Annotated in this window: 29 protein-coding genes; all 29 read right to left on the bottom strand. The window is 66.4% G+C overall.

From position 1 onward, the window contains the following. Positions 1-16: 16 nt before the first annotated feature. Positions 17-280: a hypothetical protein gene (locus ACQEVO_RS34955; RefSeq protein ID WP_432921671.1), complete on the bottom strand. Its 264-nt coding sequence runs from the start codon at positions 278-280 to the stop codon at positions 17-19. Beyond that, a complete protein-coding gene (locus tag ACQEVO_RS34950) occupies positions 277-1,101 on the bottom strand; it encodes a peptidoglycan recognition protein family protein (protein ID WP_432921668.1) in 825 nt (274 codons plus the stop codon). The genes ACQEVO_RS34955 and ACQEVO_RS34950 overlap by 4 nt, the downstream gene beginning before the upstream one ends. Continuing rightward, positions 1,085-1,684, bottom strand: coding sequence for a hypothetical protein (locus tag ACQEVO_RS34945; protein ID WP_432921665.1), 600 nt, complete (start codon positions 1,682-1,684; stop codon positions 1,085-1,087). The genes ACQEVO_RS34950 and ACQEVO_RS34945 overlap by 17 nt, the downstream gene beginning before the upstream one ends. Next, a complete protein-coding gene (locus ACQEVO_RS34940; protein ID WP_432921662.1) occupies positions 1,681-2,727 on the bottom strand; it encodes a hypothetical protein in 1,047 nt (348 codons plus the stop codon). The genes ACQEVO_RS34945 and ACQEVO_RS34940 overlap by 4 nt, the downstream gene beginning before the upstream one ends. Continuing rightward, positions 2,724-3,800 (bottom strand): hypothetical protein, encoded by a 1,077-nt coding sequence (locus tag ACQEVO_RS34935; RefSeq protein ID WP_432921659.1) that lies wholly within the window; start codon positions 3,798-3,800, stop codon positions 2,724-2,726. Before ACQEVO_RS34935 ends, ACQEVO_RS34940 begins: the two co-directional genes overlap by 4 nt. A 7-nt stretch (positions 3,801-3,807) precedes the next feature. Beyond that, positions 3,808-4,854: a hypothetical protein gene (locus tag ACQEVO_RS34930; protein WP_432921656.1), complete on the bottom strand. Its 1,047-nt coding sequence runs from the start codon at positions 4,852-4,854 to the stop codon at positions 3,808-3,810. Positions 4,855-4,863: 9 nt separating this feature from the next. Beyond that, positions 4,864-6,498, bottom strand: coding sequence for a phage tail protein (locus ACQEVO_RS34925; protein WP_432921653.1), 1,635 nt, complete (start codon positions 6,496-6,498; stop codon positions 4,864-4,866). Next, positions 6,498-7,364 carry a phage tail protein gene (locus ACQEVO_RS34920; RefSeq protein WP_432921650.1) on the bottom strand — a complete coding sequence of 289 codons (867 nt, stop codon included), beginning with the start codon at positions 7,362-7,364 and terminating at the stop codon, positions 6,498-6,500. The genes ACQEVO_RS34925 and ACQEVO_RS34920 overlap by 1 nt, the downstream gene beginning before the upstream one ends. Further along, positions 7,361-11,275, bottom strand: coding sequence for a hypothetical protein (locus ACQEVO_RS34915; protein WP_432921647.1), 3,915 nt, complete (start codon positions 11,273-11,275; stop codon positions 7,361-7,363). The genes ACQEVO_RS34920 and ACQEVO_RS34915 overlap by 4 nt, the downstream gene beginning before the upstream one ends. Continuing rightward, positions 11,272-11,694 (bottom strand): DUF5361 domain-containing protein, encoded by a 423-nt coding sequence (locus tag ACQEVO_RS34910; protein WP_432921644.1) that lies wholly within the window; start codon positions 11,692-11,694, stop codon positions 11,272-11,274. Before ACQEVO_RS34910 ends, ACQEVO_RS34915 begins: the two co-directional genes overlap by 4 nt. Further along, positions 11,640-11,957, bottom strand: a complete 318-nt coding sequence (locus ACQEVO_RS34905) for a hypothetical protein (protein ID WP_432921641.1) — start codon at positions 11,955-11,957, stop codon at positions 11,640-11,642. The genes ACQEVO_RS34910 and ACQEVO_RS34905 overlap by 55 nt, the downstream gene beginning before the upstream one ends. 110 nt (positions 11,958-12,067) lie before the next feature. Then, positions 12,068-12,661 carry a hypothetical protein gene (locus ACQEVO_RS34900; RefSeq protein ID WP_432921638.1) on the bottom strand — a complete coding sequence of 198 codons (594 nt, stop codon included), beginning with the start codon at positions 12,659-12,661 and terminating at the stop codon, positions 12,068-12,070. Between the two features lie 67 nt (positions 12,662-12,728). Next, positions 12,729-13,130: a hypothetical protein gene (locus ACQEVO_RS34895; RefSeq protein WP_432921635.1), complete on the bottom strand. Its 402-nt coding sequence runs from the start codon at positions 13,128-13,130 to the stop codon at positions 12,729-12,731. Continuing rightward, entirely contained in the window at positions 13,127-13,378 is a 252-nt protein-coding gene (locus tag ACQEVO_RS34890; protein ID WP_432921632.1) for a hypothetical protein, read from the bottom strand. The genes ACQEVO_RS34895 and ACQEVO_RS34890 overlap by 4 nt, the downstream gene beginning before the upstream one ends. Further along, on the bottom strand, positions 13,378-13,743 hold the full coding sequence (locus ACQEVO_RS34885; RefSeq protein ID WP_432921629.1) for a hypothetical protein: 366 nt from the start codon (positions 13,741-13,743) through the stop codon (positions 13,378-13,380). The genes ACQEVO_RS34890 and ACQEVO_RS34885 overlap by 1 nt, the downstream gene beginning before the upstream one ends. After that, positions 13,740-14,114, bottom strand: coding sequence for a hypothetical protein (locus tag ACQEVO_RS34880; RefSeq protein WP_432921626.1), 375 nt, complete (start codon positions 14,112-14,114; stop codon positions 13,740-13,742). Before ACQEVO_RS34880 ends, ACQEVO_RS34885 begins: the two co-directional genes overlap by 4 nt. 108 nt (positions 14,115-14,222) lie before the next feature. Further along, positions 14,223-15,146, bottom strand: a complete 924-nt coding sequence (locus ACQEVO_RS34875; RefSeq protein ID WP_432921623.1) for a phage major capsid protein — start codon at positions 15,144-15,146, stop codon at positions 14,223-14,225. 53 nt (positions 15,147-15,199) lie between these two features. After that, positions 15,200-15,736 carry a capsid assembly scaffolding protein Gp46 family protein gene (locus ACQEVO_RS34870; protein WP_432921620.1) on the bottom strand — a complete coding sequence of 179 codons (537 nt, stop codon included), beginning with the start codon at positions 15,734-15,736 and terminating at the stop codon, positions 15,200-15,202. An 80-nt stretch (positions 15,737-15,816) separates the two neighbouring features. After that, positions 15,817-16,734 carry a hypothetical protein gene (locus ACQEVO_RS34865; protein ID WP_432921617.1) on the bottom strand — a complete coding sequence of 306 codons (918 nt, stop codon included), beginning with the start codon at positions 16,732-16,734 and terminating at the stop codon, positions 15,817-15,819. Then, positions 16,718-18,112 (bottom strand): phage portal protein, encoded by a 1,395-nt coding sequence (locus tag ACQEVO_RS34860; RefSeq protein WP_432921614.1) that lies wholly within the window; start codon positions 18,110-18,112, stop codon positions 16,718-16,720. Before ACQEVO_RS34860 ends, ACQEVO_RS34865 begins: the two co-directional genes overlap by 17 nt. 13 nt (positions 18,113-18,125) lie before the next feature. Next, the gene (locus ACQEVO_RS34855) at positions 18,126-19,520 is read right to left on the bottom strand and encodes a terminase (RefSeq protein ID WP_432921611.1); all 1,395 of its coding nucleotides are present in this window, start codon (positions 19,518-19,520) and stop codon (positions 18,126-18,128) included. Between the two features lie 10 nt (positions 19,521-19,530). Then, positions 19,531-19,824 carry a hypothetical protein gene (locus ACQEVO_RS34850; RefSeq protein WP_432921608.1) on the bottom strand — a complete coding sequence of 98 codons (294 nt, stop codon included), beginning with the start codon at positions 19,822-19,824 and terminating at the stop codon, positions 19,531-19,533. Between the two features lie 155 nt (positions 19,825-19,979). Further along, complete coding sequence (locus ACQEVO_RS34845; protein WP_432921605.1) at positions 19,980-20,288, bottom strand: HNH endonuclease; 309 nt, start codon at positions 20,286-20,288, stop codon at positions 19,980-19,982. 7 nt (positions 20,289-20,295) lie between these two features. Continuing rightward, the gene (locus tag ACQEVO_RS34840) at positions 20,296-20,922 is read right to left on the bottom strand and encodes a hypothetical protein (RefSeq protein WP_432921602.1); all 627 of its coding nucleotides are present in this window, start codon (positions 20,920-20,922) and stop codon (positions 20,296-20,298) included. Then, positions 20,919-21,377: a hypothetical protein gene (locus ACQEVO_RS34835; protein ID WP_432921599.1), complete on the bottom strand. Its 459-nt coding sequence runs from the start codon at positions 21,375-21,377 to the stop codon at positions 20,919-20,921. Before ACQEVO_RS34835 ends, ACQEVO_RS34840 begins: the two co-directional genes overlap by 4 nt. Then, entirely contained in the window at positions 21,374-21,715 is a 342-nt protein-coding gene (locus ACQEVO_RS34830) for a hypothetical protein (protein WP_432921596.1), read from the bottom strand. The genes ACQEVO_RS34835 and ACQEVO_RS34830 overlap by 4 nt, the downstream gene beginning before the upstream one ends. Continuing rightward, positions 21,712-22,071 (bottom strand): hypothetical protein, encoded by a 360-nt coding sequence (locus ACQEVO_RS34825; RefSeq protein WP_432921593.1) that lies wholly within the window; start codon positions 22,069-22,071, stop codon positions 21,712-21,714. Before ACQEVO_RS34825 ends, ACQEVO_RS34830 begins: the two co-directional genes overlap by 4 nt. Then, on the bottom strand, positions 22,071-22,730 hold the full coding sequence (locus ACQEVO_RS34820; RefSeq protein ID WP_432921590.1) for a hypothetical protein: 660 nt from the start codon (positions 22,728-22,730) through the stop codon (positions 22,071-22,073). The genes ACQEVO_RS34825 and ACQEVO_RS34820 overlap by 1 nt, the downstream gene beginning before the upstream one ends. Beyond that, on the bottom strand, positions 22,727-24,160 hold the full coding sequence (locus ACQEVO_RS34815; RefSeq protein WP_432921587.1) for a glycosyltransferase family 2 protein: 1,434 nt from the start codon (positions 24,158-24,160) through the stop codon (positions 22,727-22,729). Before ACQEVO_RS34815 ends, ACQEVO_RS34820 begins: the two co-directional genes overlap by 4 nt. Positions 24,161-24,162 lie beyond the last annotated feature (2 nt).

Below are 24,162 nucleotides of genomic sequence, written 5' to 3'. Positions count from 1 at the left end.
GCCGCTCCTTCGAGCACTATTCACTCGGCCGATCGCGTAGGCGTTCACCGCGGATCGCATCCAGGGCCGCCGCGCCGAGCTTCGCGAACGGGAACACCGTCGACCGCGCCGAGACCAGGGCGGTGCCGCCGAGCAGCAGGCCAACGACGCCGATAACCAGCTCTTCGGTGGCAGCGTCGATGACGCCCTTGTAGAGCAGATAGCCTGCGATGAGAGCGACCACGGGGCCGATGCGGCTGGCGATCGGTTCTTCGTTCCACCACTTCTTCAGTGCAGTCACTTCTTCGCCTCCGTCTCGTCGGCCTGCGGATCACGGAACCCGGGGATATCCAGCGCCGCCCCGATCGCACCGAGCGCCTCGGCGGTGGTGCGGTTGCCGAGGAAATCCCAGCCCGGGAAGTTGGCGCCTTGCGCGGTCTTCGGGCCGGCCGCCTGATCCAGGGCGAGTCCGGCGTGCTTGTCGAGGTACTGCAGCAACGTGCGAACAGTCACCTCCTGGCCGTGATGGTTCTTCAACTTCTCGTCCAGGAATGCCATGTCGGCTCCTCCTCCGGATCCTTTGTCGATCAATGCCTGTACGTCCCGGCGGAAGGCGTTCATGTCGATGCCTGCCGGGTCGATCTTTCCCTCGCTGGAGTACTCGCGATGCGCTACACATCCCGTGGCCGCGGACTTTCCGATTCGGCGCAGGATCGCCGCGCACCCGCGCTTGTAGGCGTCGAGCTGTGCGGGCGTCCAGTCCCACGGCGGGGTGCCGCGGGAGACCGCCTCGATACCGATCGTGTGGTAATTGGCGTTGTCGGTGGGCCAGCCCGGCCACGAGCCGCGGCCGGCGTGCCAGCAGACGCCGACGGCAACCACGCGATAGGTGCCGTCCTTCTCCAGGACCAGCTGCGCGAGCGGCCCGGCAAGCCCGGGGCGCCCGTCTTGCACGACGCGCCAGTCGTTCGGCCCCCCACCCGCGGTGTGATGGCACAGCACGCCGCGGATATCACGGAAGTCACCGTGGCCGCGCCGCTCCCAGCCCTCGTGCTCGATTACTTTGAGGCCCTCGGCGCGGAGCACGTCCGCCAGCCATACGGGATCACCCGTCCAGGACATTCTTGGCCTCCTCGATCTTGCGGCGCAGCACGCCGACGATGCCCTCATAGGCTTCGGATTTCGTGTCCGCCTCGAACTGCAGTCCGCGCGGGTGGGTAGCTGCCCAGCGTCCGTCCTCCAGCGGGCCGACCTTGATGTCGTCCAAGTCGTAGAAGTCCTCCGGGTCCGGGTCCGGCCAGTTACCGTCCTCGTCCGGGTGAATGTGCAATCCCTGGTCGTAGACGCCGGGCGGGCCCCCGGGCGTCGGCCGCCAGCGCACCGTTTCGAGCTCGGGATGGTGGCGCCAGCCGCGGTCGTGGAAGTACTGCGCGATGCGGGGCGCGTTCTGGGTGTGCACTGTCGTCGGCTCGGCCATCACCCGGCCGGCCGGGTTCCGCCACTCCGGGAGGTGGATTACCACGAGATCCTCAGCCAGTGTGCGGACGTTCGGGTCCATCTGCGGCACGTCCCCGGGGTCCGGGAGTTTCCCGTCGACCGCCATCTGCATGAAGCGTTTCCACTTCTCGGTGACCTGCACCCCGTCGACCCCGCTGGCCTGATACTGCGGGACTTGCCCCGCCTTGAAGTGGACCTCTTCGCTCACGTCTGATCCTTCAGGGGTTGGGCCATCATGATGAGCTGCGCGCCCTGCGTGACCACTGTGTATGTGCGGCTGCCGGAGACACGCAGGATCGAGATGTAGATGGTGGCGGTTTGGTTCGCCGCGACCGTGGCATGGGTGGAGTCCGGGGTGATCGCCTGCTCCCACCGTGGACTGAGCAGGATGTCGGTGGAGTTCGGGGCGCCGAGCGGCATCCCGAATCCGATGATCGGGCCGGTCGCTGAGCCGAGCCGGATCTCCACGATGATGCGGGTGTCGTCCGCGCTGGCGATGTGCACCTTCACGCTGAGGTGCCCGGCGATGACGATCGGCCGATACGCCACCGGCTGAGCGGGCAGCGTCATCGTCGCGACTACCCGCTCCGGGGCGGACACGTTCGAGGCGCCGGCGAACTGGCTGCCGGCGATCGACCACGGGCCCAGGAGTTTCGGGTGCGGCGTCGGATGCCACAGGTCGTCCGTGGTGGACCAGGACAGGACCGATCCGTCCTTGGCGTCGGTGAGGTCGGCGACGTCCTCGGCGTCGGCGATCGCTCCCGCTGTGCCCGGGTCGCCCTGTACGCCCACGGCGCCGCGCGGGAAGGTGATCGACAGCGTCTGGTTCGGGGCGTCGCCGGTGATTTCGGCGGCCGCCGATGACCCGACAGTCCCAGCGGCCGCGACGCCGGTCAGTGTGGTGGGCGGGCCCTGTTTCCCGGTGGCTTGGAAAGCGTCCAGGAATCGCACCCAGTCGACGCCGGTCCAGACATACAGCGCGTTCTCGGCCACCACGCGCCACGCTTTGCGGGCGTCGGCGGTGGTGAGCGGTAGCGCTTCGAGGGTCGCGAAGTCGGCGATGTCCCCCTGCCATGCCCACGGCCACGCTGGTGCGCCCTGCGGGCCGGGATCACCCTGTGGTCCTTCGCGGACCTCGATGAGTGCATCGCGTTCGGCGAGCTCCAGGGGGTTGACGGTGTAGGGCAGGCCGATCGGGTCGCCCACACCCCGCATCGTCACTGTGACGTCGTTGCTGTAGACCTCGGTCACGGTGCCCCCGTCGCGGGTACAGCCCACACGGCGACATGTGCGTACGTGCGGGAATACGAATAGGTTCCGGACCCCTGATTGCGGCGCAGCACGAGATGGATCGCGGCCGACGCCCCCGCCGCGATGACCCCCACCGACGAGGCCGGCGTCATCGCCGACGTCTGATATTGGGGAATCAGCTGGTTGTACCACCAGTACGGCTCGGACAAGCCGCCGCCGACCGACACGACCTGTCCGGCCGCGGAGCCAATGCAGGCTTCCAAATCCAGGCGAGTCGACGGCGATCCACCGCCTCCGCGAACCTGTGCGCCGCCGAGGACCATCGGCCGCCAATCCACGTCCTGCGCGGGGATGTTGACGATGGCGATCGTGTTCGGGTTGGTGGAGATGTTGCTCGCCGACGCCGCGAACCCGGCCCCGCCGTCCCAGGCCGTGGCCTCGGTGATCGTCCACGGCCCACGCCAGCCGGGCGCCGGGGTCGGCTCCCACTTCTCGGCCACGGCATCCCACATCGGCACCGCGCCCTCCACCGGCTCCGCCGACTCTTGATAGTCGGCGGCCTCCCGGATCGGGCCCGGACTGCCGAGGGGCCCCTGCAAACCCTGCACGCCGCGGGGGATGGTGAGGTTCACCGTCTGCGTGGGCGGTGTGCCGGTGACCTCGACAACGAGATCGCTGCCCGCCGCACCGGTGGTGACAGTGCCGAGTGCCAGGGTGTTGAGTTCACCGGTGGGCCCGGCCGCGCCGAAGGCGTCGGGGAACGCGTCGAAGTTGGTCCCGTTCCAGTACATCAGCGTGTTCGTGGACTCGACCCGCCACGCCTTCCCTGCATGCACCGGCCTGAGATCTGGAGCCAGGGCGGACAGGGCGCCGGGGTCGGAGATATCGCCCTCCCACCGGAACGGCGGCGCATCCGGCCCCGTCGGCCCATCCGCGCCCTGCGCGCCCACCGGCAGCTCCAGCGACCCGTCTGCGGGGGTGGCGTTGAAGGACTGCGTGACGCCGGCTTGACCGATGCCTTCGTTGATTCCCCGGATCGCGACCGAGGCAAGATATTCGGCGACTGTCGTCATAGTCCTCCTATCCGATCGGCTGAGCCCACACGGTCAAGCTCGCGCGCGCGGGGTTGAAACCGATGTCCACCGACGTGGATTGGCCGATACGTTCCACGGTGACAAGCAAGTTCGTCGGGGTGTACGCAGGGACAGACGCCAGCGTGGACGTCGGCGAAATCGGTTTGGTCGTCGAGTCGCCGATAGAGGGCGAGAAGACCGTGATGTAGGAGCTGCCGCTGATCGTCCGGATGCCAGCACCGGCAGCGACCATCGGCCCGGTCTCGGACCCGATCCGCACGCGGATCTCCGCGAATGTGCTGGTGTTCTGTTCGCTGCTGATAGTGAGGCGACCCCACGCCATCGGGCGGTAGGCGAACGGCATATCCGGCAGTGCAAAAGTCCCGGCGATCAGCCGGTCCGTGTCGGCGGTCGTCGCGGCGTTGAAATCCGTATCCCACCACGACCACATGCCGAAGCCATTGGGTGCCGGTTGCACCTTCCACTTCCGCGCGCCCTGCGCCCACGTGAAGATCCCGCGCTGGGCGGGCCCTGTGGTGGTGTCGAAATCTGTAGCGGTGGAGATGCTGCCGCTGTCCCCCGGCGGACCTTCCGGTCCCTGCAATCCCGCGGGAGCGGTGACCGACAGGTTCAGCGCGGGAGCGTCACCGGTGAACCGCACCGCCGGCGTCGTCAACGCTGGACTGTGTGTGGTCGTTGGGGTGATCGTCGTCGCCGGAGCCACCAGCCCCTGCGGGCCCACGGCGCCCGGGGAGTGGACCCACGTGGTACCCGTCCAGAAATCCATGCCATCGGTATCGAGGCGATGCCACCACTTCCCGCGATCCTCCGCGGTCAAGTCCCCAGGCCGGGCGGCCGCGTTCGCGATCTCACCCATCTTCAAGAACGTCGTGCGCGGCGATCCCGTAGGCCCCACGGGTCCGGCGGGCCCGGCCGGGAGCGGCAGTTGCGCGGACTCCTCATCCGGGGTGACCGTGGCGGTGAGGATCGGCAGGCCATCGATATCCGTCTCCTCGTCGACGGTGATATGCGCGGAGAACGAGACGTCAGCCATATTCCTCCCTCAGAAAATGAGCAGGTCGAGATCTGCACCGACGTCGGTGGCCAGGGTTCTCAGCATCTGCGCCATGGCGGACATCCGGTCCCAAGCCTTGACCAGCGAGTCCTCTTCGTCGGAGCCATCTCCCACGGTCAACTCCCAGCGTGCGGCAGTCTTGCGGTCGTCGCGGAAGGTCATCTCCGACACGTAGTCGGCGAACGCCTGGTCGCCGATGACGAACCCGATCTGATCTCCGAGGTCGAAGTCTTGGCCCACCCGATACGGTGCGCCATCACCGACAGACACCTTCTGACTCACGTAACCGCGGGTGGTGTGCAGACCCCGGCGGCCTGTCATTACGCCATCCAAGGTGAATGCCTTGGATGAGTTGGTGACCACGTGCTCCCGGAACCCGAACGGGCCGGAGCGGTCGGTGCGTCCACCGTCCTCGAACGCAGCCCACGCCAGGAAGACGTCATCCAACTGGCCCTGATACAGGGAGTCCAGGCCCGGGAGCCCGATCAACAAACCCAGCCAGGCCAGCAGGTTCTTCATGGCGATTTCGATCGCAGCGTTCACCCAGCCCGGCGACTTTCCGCCGACGATGACCCGCTGCGCCAACGGCTTGTGCAGCGCGATCTCCGACGACCCGATACCGGAATACTCGCCCTCCAGGTACCAGACATGCGGGAATGTCCGCACCGTTCCGAGAGGCCCGGACGAGGAGTAGACGCTCTCGTACTCGGTCTGCGAATTGAAATCGGGGTACCTGACGGGAGTCCCGTCGTCCACCCACTCTTCGAGCATCCTGACGAACCCATCGAGCAGCGTGCCGGACGGGCCGGTCACGCCAGACTTGTCGACTGCCTTGATCACCACGGTCGGCCGGTCGAGGTAATACCACTCCGGCGCCGGCTGCTCGTCCTCCTCCGGCAAGTAGAAGAACGCATCCAGTTGGACACCCGTGTCTTCGAGCATCGGCAGGATCAGCTGGTCCGCCATATCGAACCGAGCGGACCCCGCCCGCCACGGGGAGGTGTCACGAAAGGTGTCCACCGGGACCACGCAGATCGGCCACAGCGCGTTGCCGACCTGCGCCCAGTCCGGGGCATCCAGCCACCGATCCGGGATCGTCCAGAAACTGGCCTGTAGGCGAATGAGGTTCGTGACCAGGTACAGAACCGCGATGGTGCGGGCAGGACCGAACAGGATCATATGCCGCGGCCACTGCGCGAGGATCGGCGCGAACGGGCTGGCCCAGCAGGCGGTGGTGGCGATGTGCTGCCAGCAGTGGATCGCCTCGATATCCACCGTCTCCGTGCCGTTCTCATCCCGGACGATGGAGGCCTTGGTGATGTAGCCGTCCCACCGGTACGCCTTCGTGTTCACCGTGATCGGGATCGTGGCGTCCGCCCCGTCAGGGTTGGAGAAGATGTGGTCGTAATAGACCATGTCCTTTCGCGGGATGCTCATCTTCAGTCCGCCGGCGCCGTTCTTGATCCGCGAGATCTCCAGGGACGAGTAGTTGTGCTCCTCGCCGACCTCTTGCAGGAACTTGTCCCAGTACCGCACCAGCACGGTCTGGTCGGCCATGTACTGCTGATCGGCGCGCTCCGCCAGATCCAGGCGCCGGGCCGCCGCGTTGTGATCCCACGCCATCAGAACGGCCTCGACGAACGCGGCATGACATCCACGCGGACAGCGGATTCGAGATCCCCGCCGGTGACGCGGACGATGATCGGTGTGGACGACCACGGCGACAGCGACGAGAACCAGCGCTTACCGCGCATCTGGCCCCACACGTTGCGCCCCTCCGGGAGAGCTCCGGAGTAGATGCGCGCAGTCCGATGCCGCGGATGGGTGTCGATCCGCAGCTCCTCGCCATCAACCAGCAGCGGGGTTTCCACGATCCGCAGCGAATCTCCGGGATCCTGGATGGCGTACCTGCCGGGGCCCGGCATCGTGTACCGCGGCCACGCCGGCTGATCCGCCGCATTACGCGCAACCACGACACCCTCGTTCGCGCCGTCGGAGTTGGTCCACACGTTGTGTTCGCCGAGGTGACGTTCCAGCGGATCCATCGCGGTAGCCGACATTTGATACTCCACCGCCGCATTGCGGGCCGGGTCGATCTCGCCCTGCAGCTCCGGCGCGGAGTCCAGTTGCACCAGCTGGTACCGCCACCCCTGATGCCGCGTGAAGTACCCCATCTTGCAGGGGATATCGGTCGACCAGCCGCGATGCCATGCGTCATGGATGGCATGGAAGGAGCGGACGTCGCCGTTGCCGTTGATGAGGACGAAGAAGTCCAGTTCCTTCTTCGACCGCACCGACCGCAGGAACGTCGCCCCGTCCTGGCGGGCACCCTCGCTGACGAGGAGATTCACCGGGGCGAACATGTACCCGGCCTGACGGTTCAGGGTGACACCTTCTCGGCCGGCGCCGCAGCCCGCGAGATGCCACACCCGGCCGTGAATATCCCAGACCACGATCTTCGTGGCGTGGTTGCGCAGCAGCAGGTTCATCGGCCGAAACCTCCCGATCTCTGGGTCGCGAGACTCCGCCGCCGATGCACCCGATCCACCGCTGCCGCCGCGGACATCGGGTCAGTGCCGGAGATGTTGTATGTCGTGTTTCCGCCGCCGCCCATGGCGCCCATGCCGAGCACGCCCGCCCCGGTTTCCAACATCTCCTTCCAGTTGTCCTGGAAGAAGCCTTGGACGTCGGACAGGCCACGCTGCGCGAGGCTGCCCGCCTGGCTGCCGAGGTTCGCCAGCGCCTGCTCAGGAGTGGCGGCCAAATACCAAGGCGCCGGACCCTGGAAGAGTCCGCCCAGCGCCCCGGGTAGCGGAACAGAGGCCAGCGGATGCGTGGACGAATCCGGGGTTGTCGTGGCGCTGGGGCTGGCCGGCGCCACGTAGGGAGTCGTCGAATCGGTGCCGTAAGTGGTTGCCGGGACCGCGGGATCAGTGGCCAGCGGAAGCCCTCCGCTCGCCGGGCCACCGGTGGTGATGCCGCCGAACTCCGCAGGCCAGTTGGTGACGAACACATCGGTCACGGCGCCGAGACCCGCGGCTTCTTCTTCCTGGCCGCCCGATCCGCCCGTGCTGCCGCCGCCCGCGGACTGCCGTGACTTCTTCATGCCGCCGCCGGATGTTCCACCGCCCGACCTGCCTGGCCCGCCCGAGGTGTTCGGGCCGAGGCCTTTCCCGGTGCCCGCGCCGAGATCTCCGCCGCGCAGTAGCTTCTCCGGGATGTGCATGTGCTGGTCGAACATCGGATCGTCCGCGCCGGCCGCATCGCCACCGATGACGACGCCGTCCCCGCTGCGGGACTCCACGTTCGTGCCGTCGCCGAGGGTGAGCGCTGTGTGGCCGTTCGCCCCGCCGCCGTTGTCGAACCAGCCGACCGAGATATCGCCCGGCCCGCCGATGCCCGGCAACGCGCCCTTCGCAGACAGCCACTGACCCTCGTTGACCGTGGACATGCGGGAGTCGAACGGGTCCAGTCCCAGCGCGTCGTTGACGACCGCGGACACCATCGCCGAGCAGTCGATCGCCGACCGCGAGAACCCGCCCATCAGGTAGTCGGCGCTGTCCATGGAGGTGGCGAACTTCTTGCCGGCCACCATGCCGCCGTCTTTGAAGCCGGGGATCATGGAGTGCAGGAAGTCCGCGGACGGAACCCAGCCTGCGTTGATTGCTTCCAGCAGTGGCAGGTTCTTCGATGTGGCCGCGGCGTTCACCACGAATTCGTGGTCGGAGATCGCGATAATGTTGCTGTCAGAGGTGCCAGATCCGCGGCCACGGAACAAGCCGCCGTCCCGCATACCCTCCTGAGACCAGGCGACCATCGACCGGCCGATGCCCTGGAAACCGATCTTCGTTCCACGCCCCGGGATACCGGGAAGGTCCGGGATCTTGATCTCCGGAAGGTCCGCCAGGAACTTGCCGATCAGGCCGACCGCGCCCTTGATGGTGCGGACGATGCCGTCCCACACATCGGTCACGGTGGAACCCAGGCCAGTGAAGAACTTCCCGATGTCCTCGATCGCGCCGGACAGGAAGTCCTTCGCCCCACGCACTACCGAGGTAGCGGTTTCGATGGTGGTGGTGAAGTTGTCCGAAAGCTGCTGCAGCGCGGGGATGACCAGCGGAACGATCACGTTGTTGACCAGCCACGTGAAGGCGTCGATCACCTTCAGCATGACCGGCGCCATCTCCACCCACAGCCCGATCAGCGGCGGGAGCAGTTCCGTCCCCAGCCGCACCAGTTCGGGCAGCAGCGGGACGATCGCCAGCAGCAGTCCGGAGAACGATTCGGCGATCGACGGAAGCAGTGGCGCGATCTGGTTCAGGGCGTCCGCGATGGCTGTCCCGATTTCACCGGCGACCTGCGCGAGGATCGGCTGGATCTCCTCGAAGACGGGGATCATCAGATCCGTCCACTGCTGGATCACCGGCGCCAGCGCATCGAAGATCGTGGTCAGCGCGGGCGCCAGGGCCTGTATCAGCCCGGACGCCACGGTCGCGATCGTCGGGATGATCGGCGCGACCGCGGTTACCAGCGAAGCGAACGCGTCGCCGATCGGGCCGATCGCGGGCGCGAGCGCGTTGATCGCCTCGGTCAAAGCTGTGCCCACGACCTGGGCGATCTGCGACATGGGGCCGATCAGTGGGATCAGCGCATTTCCTACGCTCTGCAGCAGCGTGCTCAGTACCGGCAGTACCGGTTCGAGACCACTGGCGAGCGCGGAGATCAGGTTGCCCAGCACCGGCAGGACCGGCTGTAGGGCGGTGAGGAATGTGGCGCCGAGCTGCGCCAGCGACGGGGCGACGGCGCCGATGGTCTCGCCGAGCTGGGTAAGGAAAGGCCCGAGGACGGGCACGATGATGTTTCCGGCCTGGATCAGGCCGTCGATCAGCGGGTTCAGGCCGGCGCCGAGACCCTGGATCGCATCCCCGAAACCGGAGATCAGTTGCGTGAGCGCGCCGGAATCCGCGGCGTCGGTGAATGCTTGGCCGATTTGGCCGAGCATCCCGCCGACCTGGGCGCCGACCTTGTTCATCACCGGTTCAGCTGCGGTGCCAAGGGACAGGAATCCCTGCGTGGCCTGCTGCAGGCCTGGTCCGAGTCCGTCGATGAAGTTCGCGGTGCCCGCGAAGATGGACTCCAGTCCGGCGAGGTTTTCCGGCGCAGCCCAGAACGCGGCGAACTGCTTGGTGAGCCCGTTCATCGATCCGGCAACATCGACCATGCCGCGGCCGAGGGTCGGCAGCGCGGACTCGGCGAGATCCCGGATGCCCTGCGCGGAATCGGCGAACAGCGCGTCCTGCGTGGGATCGCCGACGAGGTCGTCCCACAGCGGCTTCAGCTCCCGGGCGGCCAGAACGAATTCACGTGCGTTCGGAGACAGTTCGGCGAGCGCCTGCGCGGCCTTATCCTGGGCGGCAGAACCCTTGGTCGCCGCGTCAGTGACCGCCTGCTGCGCCTTCGCCACCTGGTCATGAGCCTTCGCCAACTGCCGCTCAGCATCGGCGACACGTTCGTTGGCGTTCTGCGCACGCTCCTTGGCCGCGACAACCTTGTCCGAGCCCTCTACGCCCTTGGCCTCGGCCTCGGTCGCTTCCTCCTGGACGTCCCGGTTTGCTTCCTGCGCCTCGGCGTAACGGAGATTCGCGCGTTCCAACCGCAGAAGAGCCTTTTCGCGATCTTCTGGCTTCGCTTCGCGGACAGCCTTCTCGGCTTCCCGGACCGCCAGAGCGGCTTCCTTCTCGCTCAGGGCGGCATCAGCCAGCTGGAACTGGTAATCCTCCAGCTCGTCCCGGGCGTCCTTGTACGCCTGCGCGACGTCCTTGGTGGCGTCCTCGGAGTCCTTCTGAGCGTCGGCAAGGTTGCGCTGGGCGTCGGCCACACCTTCCAGCGCGGTCTGAACCTGCTCTTGGGCAGCGGCCACAGCTTTGGCCTGAGCCGCGCCGTCTCTGCCCGCAGCATCTTCGGCGGCCGACAGCGCTTTGAACGCGTCCCCGATGCCCTGCACTCCGACTGCGGCAGTAGCGAGACCCGCGGCGGCGGCCGGCCCGAGGGCGGCCAGACCCACGGCGAGCGCCCCCACTGCACCCACCGCAGCGCCCGCCGCACCTCCGATGCTGGCCAGCCCGGCAGACACTGCCGCGGTTCCGCCGGCCAGTTTCGACAACCCACTGCGGTCGATGTCGAGGTTCACGCGCTGGGTGATCGTGCGGCCCCGAAGCCGGTCGATTTCCCGCTGCACATTCGACACGTCGATCTGCGCCCGAAGATCGATCGGGTTCTGATCAGCCGTGCGCTGCGCGTCACGAATCCCGTCTCGGGCCGCATTCGCGAACCCGCGGGTCTCCGGGAGGAGACTGATGTAGGCGACACCGAGTTCGACCGCCCCGCCGGGAGACGTCAAGCTGCCACCTCCCATCCAAGGAATTCGTTCAAATCGGCAAACGACATCGGCTGATCACCGATCCGCTCAGGAGCTGCGATCCCCGGACGGGGAATCGGTTTCGGCTGATTACGCCGGTACTGGGCGTCCTTGGTTTGGAACCAGACGAGGAGACTCAGCCGGTCGACGGCCGCCGCGACCAGCTGCTCGGGAAGTCCCCACTGCCAGTCGTCACCGCGGAGCGCGCGAACGAGCGCCGAACGCTCGTCGGGCCACGCCACGATCGCCTCTAAGTCGCCCCACGTCAGGGTCTCTGTGCCGAGGTACCGCAGGCGTAGGCCCCGATCAATGAGGTCTTTCTCGATTGCGGTCGGGTATGCCTCGATCAGGACGTCGAGGCTGCAGATTTCCCCATGTCGATCCCCGAGTGCTTGTGCCACTGCTCGCGCATGGCATCGAACTCGTCGGGGTCCATCTCATCGATGGCCCTCATCTCCGGGCTGTCCTCGCCGAGGGTTTCCTCGAACAAGGTGTACATCTGATCGGTGCCGTTCATGCGCCGCAGCCGGCGCACCAGGCCTGGCTTCAGGTACGACAGCGACGGCAGAGTGATCTCCACGTCGCCGACCGTGTACACGAACGGGTCCCGGACGATGTCGGATTTCGGGTCGACCGCCCGGACAGGAGCACGCTTTGCAGGCATCGCGCAGACCTCTTTCTGTGAATTCGCGCAGGCACGTTCTGGGGTAGGCCCCAGCGATGGCGGGCGGGCCTGCGCGTAGGTGAACCCGCCATCACTGGGGGGTCAGGGAATCAGGAGCCGGACTCGACGACACCGTCGTCGTAGTAGCGGTAGGCCTTCACGCCGGCGTCGTCCTTGAACGCTTCGACCACGCACTGGAAGCCCGCGAGCTCACCAGCCACGAACGGTCGTTCGGTGACCTCGGAGACTTTGGCGTTGGGCAGGACGATGCGGAGCTTGCGACCGCCGTTGAGCATGTCGAAGATCCACACGCGGTTCGGCAGTACCGAGCCGGTTTCCTTGACGGTGATCAGCTTCCCGGTGGACGGTGTGGCCGCGGTGACGGTGAGGTTCTCGGCTCCGAACATTTCGCCGAGGACGTCTTCGTCCCACGCGCCGTACAGGGTGAGCCCGAACCGTACGCTGTGCTCGGTCTGGAGCTGGGCGATGATGTCGCCCATCCAGTCCCGGATCGCGTTGACGGTGCGTTCGCCCTGCGGCTCCAGGCCGTCCTCGGATACGTAGCCGAGCGGGCGGATGGCGGCGTCGATGGTCGCCACCGCGGTAGTGGGAACCGGCGAGCCGAGCGGGCCGGCGAGGGCCCCTCCGGTGCCGGAGATATTCGGTGTACCGGGGCCGATGACATCGGTAGACGGCAAACCCATGATGGTGTCTCCCTTCGGGATGCGCAGGCCCTGGGAGTGGTTATGAAGTTGTCGACCCGAGCGGGAGTCAGGTCAAAGCCGCGCCCATCACATGCAATTCAGCGGTGACGAGGTAGCGCGGGAGATTCGTGCCGGGGTCCGGTGAGTACACGAGACCCAGATCGACCACACGGTCCACCCAGATCTCACCCACCCACCCGGGCGCGGTCGCGGTGATGAGCGCCCGGACCAGCGCGCCCAGTTCCGCGGCGCGCACCCCCACTTCGGCGCAGCACTCGGCCACGATCCGAGGCCGGTCCATGACCAGATTCGATTGTGCCCCGCCCACCCGCAACGCCAGCACGTACTCGGGCGGACGCTCCCGGGGGACGTTGTTGTACACGGGCACGGTCTCCCCGCGGGCAGTGAGCGCTGCGGCGAGATAATCGACCAATGCCACCTCGATGAGCCCGAACACAACGGGGATCATGACCGCATCGCATCCATCGCCGGGCCCATCAGGGTGTGGTCGCGTGCGTTCGCTCGGCGAGCCCGGATCGTTGCCGCGATCACCGCAGCGCGGGCGCGGGCGGGGGTATCGGCCGAACGGGCGACGAATCCGTCTCCCGCCGCCTGCGCGCCCGCGCGCGCCTTGCTGTGCAGATGCTGCTTCACCCCGGGCAGGCGACGCATCTCGGCGAAACCGCGTTGCCGCCAGCGAATGCGTGGTTCGGCCATCAGCCCTCCACTCTCCGGAGCGGCACCACGCTGCCCGGCTGCCAGCCGTGGAAACCGTGGTTGTAGTCCTCCGGGTATCCGGCAACCTCGAACTGCCCCATCTCCGGAATGTCGATGAGGTCGCCCTTCTTCGGTTTGAAGTCGGGCGGCACATACAGTTCGAGGTCGATCATGGTGCGGTCATAGCCCGCCAACTGTCGGCCGTCCCGTGTCCCGGCCTCGGATTGTGGAGCGGCGATCTGGATCACCGCCACCGGTGTGCCCGGTTCATTCCGCGGCGGGGCGTAGGCGACCGCGTTGCGGAACCGGTCATCGGTGACCGTGGCCACGTGATGGCCCACCGTGTACGGAGTCGGGAAGCTCACGAGCTGTACCGATCCGACACCAAGGGCATCGACACCATCGAGCACCGATACGGCTCCAGCCGCATCTTCTGCCCGCCGGTCAACCACGGACTATTGGAAGTCGAGCCCTCGGTATACCGCGTGCCGTACGGTCCCGCGTTCAGCAGCTCAGCGTTGAGCGGCTGAGTCGGGGGCCGGTTGATCAGCGCGGCCACCATCGACGCGACGACCCGCACGATCGCGTCAGGCGTCGGTGTCGCCGGCGGGCACTTCAGATACCCCAGCACCAGATCGCTTGCTTCCTCGAGCTGGTTTCCGACGCGTTCCGCTTCCTCCGGCGTCAGCGGTCTTCCGAGCGCCGCCTCCACGTCTTCCGGTGTCGCCAGCGCCATCAGGGCCTCCGATCGGTTCCCAGTTCGGATCACCGGCCATCAGGGCATCGAGCAGGGAGCCGGTGGGGGCTCCGCGCTCGTGCCCTGTGACCTTGTGCCGGTACCGCATCAGCTGGTGGCGTCCGGGGTGACCGCGCCGACCGGAACCTTGTTGGTGCCCATCGGGGTGGCCGCCGTGCCCAGCACGTACGCGTACCGCGCCTTGAATCGGAGCGCGACCATGTCGCGCTCGGCGAGGTTGATCTGGTCCTCACCGGTGCCCAGGGTGGCCTGGTCCAGGAACTTCACGGTGATGTCCTGGCGGACGCCGATCCGGACACGGCTGGAGTCCACGATCACCGCGGTCGCGGAGTCGCGGTCCCATGCACCGTTCTTGTTGAAGAACGTGCGGAAGCCCGCGAAGCTCTCGTCCCGGAAGATCGGGAAGCCGTTGGCGTCACGGAGGTTGGCGACCTTGTACCGCAGGGCCAGCGAGGACAGCAAGGTGTCCGGCGCCCAGCCCGCATCGGCGACGAGTTCTGCGACCTGGTTCACCGCGCCGGGGATGTCGTCCGGGTTGGCAGCGCCGTCCACGACCTCACTGGTCTGACTGGCCGCCACGGCTGCGGGAAGCAGTGCGGGCGATACCCACGAGGACGGCTTGTCCACGCCGAAGATGACAGCCTGGTCGAGTTTCTTGCCGATGGCCTGACCGCCGAGGATGGCGATCTGATTCAGCACGTCCGCCGTGGCGTCGTCGAGGACGTTCTCGTGCACGGGCACGATGACCGCGATTTCCTCGGCGACCATGGTGCGGTTCGCCCAGGTCACCTTCGACTGCGGCTTCACGCCAGCAGCGTCGGTTGCCGACTCCGATACCCAGTCCGCTTCCGGCAGGGTCGCCAGGACAGGGAAGTGAGTGGTTTTGTTCGGGATCGGGAACGGCGCGAACGCCGTCAGTGCGGTCGACGCCTCGGCGGCGGCCTGCAGCAGAGTCTGCGAGTATGCCTCCTCGATGAGGGTCGACACGTCGGAGCGGGTGATATCCGCCATTGCGGATCTCCTCTCTTATTCGCCCGCCGAGGTGGACCCTCGCGGGATAGGTGTCACGCCCCGCCTTGCCGCATGGCACGCATCGCGGCCGCGGCGCGTTCCATCGGATTGGCCGAGGTTTCGCCGCTGTTGGATGCGCCGGACCGGAGTCCGGTCGGGGCGGGAGGTTTACGGGTTGGCTTCACCGCGTCACGCCACGCGATCAACTGATCGGCGGACGCTTCGAGCTCTTCCTTCGTGGATCCGGTCAGCGATCCGGCCGGCACGCCCTTGTCGGCTGCCACCGTCGCCTTCAGCGACGTCAACGTTGCCTGGGCGACCTGCTGCTCACGGTCGGCGAGCTGTTTGGTGAGCTCGTCGATCCGTTCCTGCGCCTTCTGCTGCTCGGTCTTGTTCGCGTTCTCGATCTCCTGCAGGCGCTGAGCCTTTGCCTTCAGGTCGTCGTAGTCGGCGAAATCCTGCTTCTGTCGGGCCAGCCGCTCTTTGACGATGCGGTCGACCTCGGACTGGGGCAGGGTCTTCTCCGCAGGCTTCTGCTCCGTAGTGGACGCAGTTTCCTGGTGCTCCGTCTCGGTGGACGTTTCGGTCATTCGAATCTCCGTAAGCCCGTCGGCATATCCGTCCGTTGAGCGCTGGACGTGAGCGCCTGCCCCACTCGGGTGGGGAAGCTTCAGCGGTCGCTGGCCGCGGCCGGGTTCGCCCGCATGTGCGCGAGCACAGCGGTGGTGTCGATCGCGCTGTTCCGACCACGGCCGGGTGTTTCGCGGGTGGCTTGGATGTACTGCTCGTCCCACTCCGTCACATACGGCGGCGGTTGGTAGCTGTCACCCGCGCGGATCGGCACCGGGAGACAGTGGCAGTTGTCGTGGTATTTCTCGCCCAACTGTTGGGTGCCCCGGGTGCGGATGCCGCCAGCCAAGAATCGGCCGCCTTCGCGCCGAGTAATCCCGGCTGCGCGTCGCCGCCGATCCGACAGGGACATTTCCCGTCCGCGCCCCACGACATTCCCGGCAGCCTGCTCGGATGTGTACACCGCACCGCGGGTGGCGAGCATCCGGCAGAACGCGCACGCATTTGCCGACGCATGCCGTGCCCACCGAATTCCCTCACGTCCGGCGTTCAACTCCAGCGTGTCGCGAGCGCTGTTGGAGACGTAGCGCTGGGTGGCGCCGGATAGACGACTCAGCACCGAGTTCGCCGGGTCGAGACCCGTCGGGGCGAACACCGCCCACCGGACCGTCGATTCCAGTTGCTCGCTTGGTGGAGCGGCGGCCAAAGTAGGTTCGAATTCCGCGGCGGCCGCCAAGGCTTGGCGCGTGGTGGCCCCGACGATAAGCTCCGGCGCGCCGGGTTCTCGGTCGGGGATCTGGTGGGGAGTGAGTTGCCGATACCAGTTCGCTGCCAGTTCGCCTGCGGCGGACAGGAACGGCTCCAGCAGTTCCGGATATGCCACGGTCAGGATGTCGGCGGCCTCTTCGGCGTCGTCGTCCTCGGTCGCAGCTACGGCACTCGCGGCCTCGGCTATAGCCAGAGCCGTCAGGACATCGAGATCGGTCTGGAATTCCTCGATCTCAGCCTGCGACGGCACCTGGATCCTCCACGGGGCTCGTCTGGGCTCGTCGCGCCCGCAACTCGTCCACGAGACCCTGCGCCCGGACTGACCGCATGGCCTCTTGGATTCCCCGGATCTGCTGTTGCGTCAAGCCGGGAATCATCGGCAGCAGCGGAGCAATCGGAACACCCGCTGCGGCCAGCTTCGTCACTGCGTCGACGACCGCCGCCATGCTTCTCGCCTCGGTGTCACGCCACTGCACCTCGGCCCCGGAGTCGATCGCGGTCTCGGTATCGCCATCCATCTCCGCGCCCAGTTGGAGCATCTGCTCGGCGGACTCCCCGAAAGACTCTTTCTTCGCGAACAGCTTTTCGTTCTCGTCCTTGCCCGCGAGAGCCAGCGCATCGGCCGAAAGATTGACCATCTTCCCGTTCTTCGCCGGGGACAGCCCCGACTTCTCATGGACATGGGAAACCATCGCCTCGATCAGCTCGGTGTATCCGCTGATGGAAGCGGAGGGAAGCGCTTTCGCGTCGACGTCGACGTCGTCGAATGCCCATACGCGCTTCGCGGACGCAGCCAGAACTTCGGAGCGGGTCCCGCTCCATCCCGTGATGACCTTCTGCGGAAATGCGCCGAACCGGGAGACGATCAGCCGGTCGAAGTTCACGTTGTTGATCGCCAACTGGTCCTTGATGAGAGGGGCGATCTCGCCGACGATCATGTCATCGGCGTCTCGATCGTTGACAAACCGGACGACTGGACACACCGGCTCGTGGCCGAATGTCGCCCCGTGCGCGTACGGCTCGCCGAACTCATGCACGGCGATCGGATAACTGACGTTGGGGTCCGTGACCTGCACAACCTCGCCGAGGTCGAACGGATACACGAACTCCGCGTCGAGCAGCATGCCCTTGCGCGTCGGCTTGGCGTCGGTAGTGTCGAGCCACGTCTCCAGGGCGTACTGGGGCCACGAATCCAGCGACGGGTCTCGGTAGGTCGCCAGCAACTGCCGCGGCGACCGTGGACGAAATACGGGGCGTCCCTGTTCGTCGTTCAAAACGGTGACATATGATGCGCCGTAGGTGATCGCCGGTTTGAAGACTTCCTTCTGCCGGGCGTCCATCCGATTGCGCTGCCACATCGCCCACGCCGGGTCGTTCTCTCGGGCGGTCGACCGTCGATAGCCGACGATCGACAGGTTCCGGGTCCAGGTGTCGCGCACGCCGCCGAGGATGTTCATCACCGACAGCTTCGCGATCTCCCGTACTTCTGGCTCGCTCTCGTCCGGCACCTGGGGAGCTCCGCGCAATCCCTTGGTGTACTCGTAGATCCGGTCGAACTGCAGCCGTTCCTGGAGATGGATCCGCCACATATCGGAGATCACCTTGCGACGGTCGTCCTCGTCGAGCACAGGATCACTCCCCTCATGCGAATGACGCTCCACCGGAGCGCTTACGTTTCGTTGCCTCGGCCCCGAACAGGGCGAGGGTTATGGACACGATCGGGTAGATCTGCGCGGTCTCGTCGACCCGATCCCAGCCCCAGCCTCCGGCCGTGCCGATGGCCCTCTTCCGGGCGGATTCCAGAGCGTCGTTCACCGCTGGCTGGTTGGCGTGGGAGAACGTCCCCGCCGTGGCGCGGCTGACGAGCATCCCGCACGCCCGGGACATGTCCTGCGGGCCGGTGCCGATCACCCGGCATTTCCGAGCACGCAGTTTCGGAGCCATCGAAGACGCCGGGGAGATGTTGTCGATCACTACCGGGATCCGGCGACCGGCCCGTGCGGCGATCCACTCCACCGCGGCCTCTTCATCGGTGCCCGCCCAAACCTCTTCGGCGTGAGCGTGCTCGCCTTCGAGCCAGCAGGCGGTCACCGAGATCTCGCGGCCGTGGGACATGTCCACGGCGAGCGCGCTCGGCTTCGTTCCGTCCGCCGGGCCAACGTCCTGCAGCTCGCCCCATGCAGTCCTGCTGATCACAGCCCGGTTCGACGGAAGCTCATCCCAGATTCCCAGCGCCTCCCGACGCCAGGACTCGTCGTTGCGGAGCTTCTTCCGTAGCCGAAGCATCGCCCGCTCCGAGGTGCGGCGCGGGAAGGACGGGTTCGCCTTGCGCCACTGGTCTCGGTCCATCGGATCGCTGCCACGATCGGCGCTCATCTCGATATAGAGCGTGCCGTCCGAGTCGCCGTCCAGAGCCTCTTGCCGCGTGAGCAGGAAGAACTCACCCTTATCCTGCGGCCGCGGCGGAGTACCCATCACGAAGCACAGCGGATTCTGGGCCACGTTCTGCGCGGCGCCCATGTTCTCCAACGCCTGCAGTGACAGGTGCTGGCCCTCGTCGAACACGAGCACGTCGACATCCGTGCGACCTCGGCCGAAACCGGAGTCCCGGGCGCCGAACTCGATCTTCGACCCGTCGTTGAAGACGATCGCCTCGTCACCCTTACCCTGCGGCGTCTTCGCGATGTGCGGCTTCACCTTCGGCCGCTGCGACATGTCGTAGAACTGCTCGAACGTCTCCAGCGCCGTGTCCTTGACCTGAGCCGTCCAGATCACCTTCAGGCCCGGCTTCATCAGGCACAGCGCGAAGATGATGCAGCCGATCAGGTACGTCTTGCCGACCTGCCGCGGGATCGAGATCACGATCGTGTCGGAGGCGTACTCACCGTCGGAACGCTGCGACAGGATCAGCATCGCCGCGCCGTCCTGCCACCCGTCGAAATCCCAGCCCAGGTTCCGGCACGTCTTACGGACCGACGGCCACTCGCTGCCGACTATGCCGACCGGCGCGACGACATGACGCGCGACCGCCGACAACGGCCGGCGGTCAGTAGCCGGTGCCGTTCCAGGCTTCGACTTCAATGGGCGCCACAACGGAATCGTCGGCAGCCTCGACCGAGCGGCGCGACTCCTCCTCGGCGATCAGCTTGTTCAGCTTGTTCAGCTCGTTGCTGTACTGCGGCCGGGTGTTCTCCGCCGCGGTGATCAGCGACTCCGCGATGATCCGGCGCTGCGCCTTCATGATCGCCAGGAGGTCGCCGGCCTCGACTGCTTCCAGCAGGGTCGGGGGTGTCGCGTCGCGCTCCTCGTCGGAGACGACCCGGAGGGGTTTGGGTGCCACGGGGTCACCTCCTTTCGGGTCCCCGGGGGGAGGGGGGTGGTCGGGGGGAGGGTCCGCCTATGCCGAGGGAGGCGAGCGCCGCCCGGCGGGGGTCACCCCCCAGGGCTGTGACCTGCGGTTATGTCGATATTGGCGTATTCGGGCTGGTCAGAGCGTCACCAGGTGCGGTCGGTCACGAACACCCGAGGGCCGGCCTGCTGTGCTGCCTTAGCCATCTCCGCGTCGGTCTTGTCGGACTTGAGGCGGTTGCACTCTCGATGTGCCGGCTGTTTGTTGTCGAGCTCATCGGACCCTCCTCGCGCGAGGGGGATGATGTGGTCGACTACGAACTGGCCTGGATCGAGGTGAGGCAGTGTGTAGTCGATGTCTTCACCGCATAGGGCGCAGGGTGGCTTGCCTCTGCGTATGGCTGCCCTGTGCCGGTCTCTGGTGGTGGTGTTGCGGTGTGCGGTGCTGCCTGGCATGGCTACCTCACATGGGCTGTGCGGAGCTGGTCCACGCGTCCCGTGTCCCTGTGCGCCAGGCTGTGCGTGGACACTCGGGTCGGTAGCGCTTGTCTGCGGGGATGAGCGAGGGCCCGTCCTGATGGTCGAACAGGGATGGCCAAGCGTAGGCCACCCGATGCCCTCGTGCCATGCACCAGGCTGTGAGGCGCTCGTCTATCGGCCGAGTCTTGTCCTGTGCCCAGTCCAGCCAGTCCTCGACCAGGTCCGTACGGATAGCCACTGCTACCGCGTGTAGGACGTGGGTGGTGGTGAACCAGTGCGGGTCTGTGCGGGCGGTGGCGAGGGTGCGGGAGATGCGGTCCTGCCACCTAACCGGCCGGCCACGTCCCAGGTACATGGACACCACGGGTTCGGGTGCCGCGGCGAGAGCCTTCTGTGCCTGGGTGGTGATGTCGTCCACCGGTACAGCGTCATCCTCGACCACTGCGGTCCAGGCGTGCTCGGTGGATTGCGCGGTGGTCCAAGCTCTCAGGTGGTTGGCGTCGGCGCCCAGGGTGCCGTCGTCCACGGTGAGCGTGGCGTCGAGGGTCTTGGCGAGATCGAGGGCGTACGGGAGACGGTCGGTGTGCGCTACGACAGCCCAGGAGATCACGCAAGGTCCATCTTCAACGGCACCCGGATCCAGTGGTCGCAGGGCGGCTTGTGCAGCGCCGTATGGACGATCGTCAGATGCGGTTTCCGGCCCGCCTCGGAGTCCGAATGCCAGTGGCGCGAGACCACGACATCGGCCTTCGTCGGGTAGCTCCATTCGCCGGCCTGGCCGCATTCACAACGGAGTTCAGCCGCACGGCTGGTGACGGTCGTGTAGCCGGTGCCGGACTCGATACGCGGCTCCAGGGAGAAGCCAGCTCGTTTCACCGAGACATACAGCTTGCCGCCGAAATCGGCGATCAGTGCCCCAGGCGCGACAAGCTCGCTGTTCGCCTTATCGATCTCGTCCTGCGCGACGCCGAGGGCCCATTCCAGGTACGCCTGAGCGTTGGCCGCTTCCTTCTGCGCGTCAGCCAGCTTGCGCTCGGCGTAGGCGATCCGATCGGCGGCGTTCATTCGCCAGGCTCCGCGGACTTCAGGAGGGCGGCCAGCTCGCCGCGCAGATGCTCGTATGCCGCCTGCTCGGCTTCCCAATCGAGGTCGAGATTGCTGACCTTGCTCAGCATCGCCAGGACGTTGGCGACGCGCTGCTGCTCGACCAGCTCGCCGAGGCGGGTCTCGACGGCGAGGAGGGCGTGCACGGTGGCTATGCCGGCCATGGTGGCCTGCTGGGTGTTGAGGGCCATCGATTCGACTGCCGACGCGCTCTCTGGCATGGCCGCGACCATCTCGTTGATCCCCGCGAGCAGGTGTATCACTGCGGGGAGGCCAGGCTGGACCTTGTCGTCGCTCACTCGCCGTCCTCGTCCTTCGTCCAGTTGATCTGGCCCTTAGCTTCGGCCTCTGCCAGCGCAGCCTCCGCATGGGCGGCCAGGAGACGTTCGCCGGCCTCCTTCGCGCGGAGTTGAGCGTCGGCGACTTCGCGGCGGGCCTGCTCTACCCGCAGTGCGGCCTTCTCCATTGCGATCGTCTTCGCGGGGATCACTTCGACGTCGTGTGCGTAGAACGTCAGGGTGATGCGTCGGAGCGGTGAGACGAGGTCGTCCAGCTGCGGTCCGTCTTCGCTGATGCGCCACGGGAATTCTTCCCCGTTGACGAACAGCTTCTTCTGCGCCAGATCGAGTGTTGCCTTCTTGGCGACCTCGGGCATTACTCCGCCTTCCTGATGACTGTCAGGTTGTAGTAGAAGTGCACCGACTCCAGGCTGTAGCCGAGCCAATACCGCTTCGGGAACAGCTCGCGATCGGACGGGCCGTGGTAGTTCACTTCGTCGGCGAGCCGGCGGAAGAACTGCATCATCGTCGGCTGTCCGTTGCTGCGAGGCCGGTCCGGATCCGGGTTCGCTTCGTGCGCGCCATACCAGTGCGAGTGGTAGGCGCCGTGGGTGTCCTCGCAGACATACAGACCGCCCGGGCGGAGCATTGGGTAAAGGATCTCGAAGGCCCGGATCGTCAGGCTCGATACGTGGGAGGCGTCGTCGATGATGACGTCGAAATCCCCGTAACGGTCGTGCAAGCCCTTCAGGAACTCCGGGTCCGCCTGTGAGCCCTGATGGAAGTCCACACCCTCGAGGCGGTTCGCCTTCGGCTCCACGTCGATACCGACGACGGTGGCTTTCGGGAAGTACTCCCGCCACATCGCCAGCGACGCCCCACCGGATTCCGGATCCTCATGGCCACCCCACCCGAGCTCCAAGATGGTGATGGGCTTCGCGCGGAGAGCTTTCAGGTACTGCTCGTAGATCCGGGTGTAGCCATGGTGAGTGGCCTTGTCGGTGCCGTGCTTCAGTCCGATGTCGGTGAGGCTCATTTGTGGCGTATCAGCGAGAATGACGTCTTCTCCTCTGCCTTGAACCTCGTCGTCACCCCGGGTCCGAACACGAGTTTGTCCCGGTGCCGGGTGTAGGCGACGTAGTTGAACACCGCCATATCGCCGAGCCCGTTGCCTTTCGCCTTCGCGAGGAACTCGTACATCTCGATATCGGCCCACGCACTGATCAAGTCCCGGAGGAAGGCCATCACCAGTTCTCGGGAGCCGGCGAGGACGCCGGCGTTGAGGAGCTGGTCGTGGTGGTGGGTATCGAGGAAGTCCTGAAGGGTCTCGTTCGGGTGGTTGGAGCGCATCCACCCGCATCCGACGATCTGGTGTTCGCAGCCGATCAGCAGCTTCCCGGAGGGCATGTCGAACAGCCGGTCGGGTTGCAGGATCTCCACGTCGGTGCCATCGCAGATCAGTACCTTGCCGACCTCCGGGTGCTCCTGGAGGTATCGGTGGGCGTTGATCCAGCGCTGGAAGTACACGTTCACGCTGTTCGGGTACCGCTCGTAGGTGACACGGTCGGTGGGCGCGGTGTCGAGCTGGTCGTGCAACACCACCACCGGATGCGGGGCAGCCGAGTCCATCAGGGTCTTCAGCAGGCCGGGATCGGTGGCCATGCGCTTGTTGCGGGCCGGATCAACCGTCCCCGTGTACAAGCAGGTGAGGATGACGTTGCGGCGCCGGTACTCGACGTAGGCGTCGTATCCCTCTTCTCGCCGGCGGTTGTGGATCTCCACGTTCCGGCGGACCAGCTGCTGCCGATCCGGCAACGGGGTCCGATCCACCGCCTGCAGACGATCCAGGGACTCGATCAGCAGGTGCGAGTCTTTCGGGGACGCGTACCGCCATGTGGTGAGCCCGCGGGCGTGGATGCGGTTCGCCAAATCCGAATGCTCGTACAAACCCATCCCGTAGACCGGGTCGAAGCCTCCCACCGCTTCGATGGCGGAGCGGTGGTAGTAGAGGCAGTATCCGCGCTGCCCTGACCAGGCTTCGATCTCGCCGTCGACGTAAAGCCGTTTCACGTCCCCCAGCTTCCGTTTCCCCTCCAAGTCGAGGAACTGGGCGCTGAGATGCGGTTCCGGGCTCTCCACGAACGGGCGCCACCAGTCATTGACGAGGGGGCGGACATCGTTGTCGAGGAGGATCAGATGCTCTACCCGGAGCGCCATCAGCGCTTCCAGGCAGGCGTTTTTCGCCGCCGGGATGCCGACGTTCGTATCGAACCGGATATCGGCGTCCGGGATCGGTGGGTCGGATGCGTCATCTACGACGATGATCGGGACACCGGGAGTGTGGCGGCCGATCGCCTCCAGCGTTGCCGCGGTCTCCTTGTGGCGATTTCGGGCGGTAACCGCGATCCCGAGATTCGGGGCGCGGTCTGGGGTGTAGCGGATTCCGTCGATGACGACGTCGGGCACTG

This window comes from Nocardia sp. CA-290969 (genome assembly GCF_050936135.1).
Taxonomy (GTDB): domain Bacteria; phylum Actinomycetota; class Actinomycetes; order Mycobacteriales; family Mycobacteriaceae; genus Nocardia.
This window is presented reverse-complemented; position numbering and strand designations above follow the sequence as displayed.

Bases quoted from the DNA above. Each gene is read 5' to 3' on its own strand.
- ACQEVO_RS34825 (WP_432921593.1), bottom strand. From the start codon at position 22,071: ATGCCCGAGGTCGCCAAGAAGGCAACACTCGATCTGGCGCAGAAGAAG.
- ACQEVO_RS34895 (WP_432921635.1), bottom strand. From the start codon at position 13,130: ATGATCCCCGTTGTGTTCGGGCTCATCGAGGTGGCATTGGTCGATTAT.
- ACQEVO_RS34900 (WP_432921638.1), bottom strand. From the start codon at position 12,661: ATGGGTTTGCCGTCTACCGATGTCATCGGCCCCGGTACACCGAATATC.
- ACQEVO_RS34890 (WP_432921632.1), bottom strand. From the start codon at position 13,378: ATGGCCGAACCACGCATTCGCTGGCGGCAACGCGGTTTCGCCGAGATG.
- ACQEVO_RS34820 (WP_432921590.1), bottom strand. From the start codon at position 22,730: ATGAGCCTCACCGACATCGGACTGAAGCACGGCACCGACAAGGCCACT.
- ACQEVO_RS34905 (WP_432921641.1), bottom strand. From the start codon at position 11,957: ATGCCTGCAAAGCGTGCTCCTGTCCGGGCGGTCGACCCGAAATCCGAC.
- ACQEVO_RS34835 (WP_432921599.1), bottom strand. From the start codon at position 21,377: ATGAACGCCGCCGATCGGATCGCCTACGCCGAGCGCAAGCTGGCTGAC.
- ACQEVO_RS34930 (WP_432921656.1), bottom strand. From the start codon at position 4,854: ATGGCTGACGTCTCGTTCTCCGCGCATATCACCGTCGACGAGGAGACG.
- ACQEVO_RS34920 (WP_432921650.1), bottom strand. From the start codon at position 7,364: ATGAACCTGCTGCTGCGCAACCACGCCACGAAGATCGTGGTCTGGGAT.
- ACQEVO_RS34845 (WP_432921605.1), bottom strand. From the start codon at position 20,288: ATGCCAGGCAGCACCGCACACCGCAACACCACCACCAGAGACCGGCAC.
- ACQEVO_RS34870 (WP_432921620.1), bottom strand. From the start codon at position 15,736: ATGACCGAAACGTCCACCGAGACGGAGCACCAGGAAACTGCGTCCACT.
- ACQEVO_RS34875 (WP_432921623.1), bottom strand. From the start codon at position 15,146: ATGGCGGATATCACCCGCTCCGACGTGTCGACCCTCATCGAGGAGGCA.
- ACQEVO_RS34880 (WP_432921626.1), bottom strand. From the start codon at position 14,114: ATGGCGCTGGCGACACCGGAAGACGTGGAGGCGGCGCTCGGAAGACCG.
- ACQEVO_RS34950 (WP_432921668.1), bottom strand. From the start codon at position 1,101: ATGTCCTGGACGGGTGATCCCGTATGGCTGGCGGACGTGCTCCGCGCC.
- ACQEVO_RS34935 (WP_432921659.1), bottom strand. From the start codon at position 3,800: ATGACGACAGTCGCCGAATATCTTGCCTCGGTCGCGATCCGGGGAATC.
- ACQEVO_RS34925 (WP_432921653.1), bottom strand. From the start codon at position 6,498: ATGGCGTGGGATCACAACGCGGCGGCCCGGCGCCTGGATCTGGCGGAG.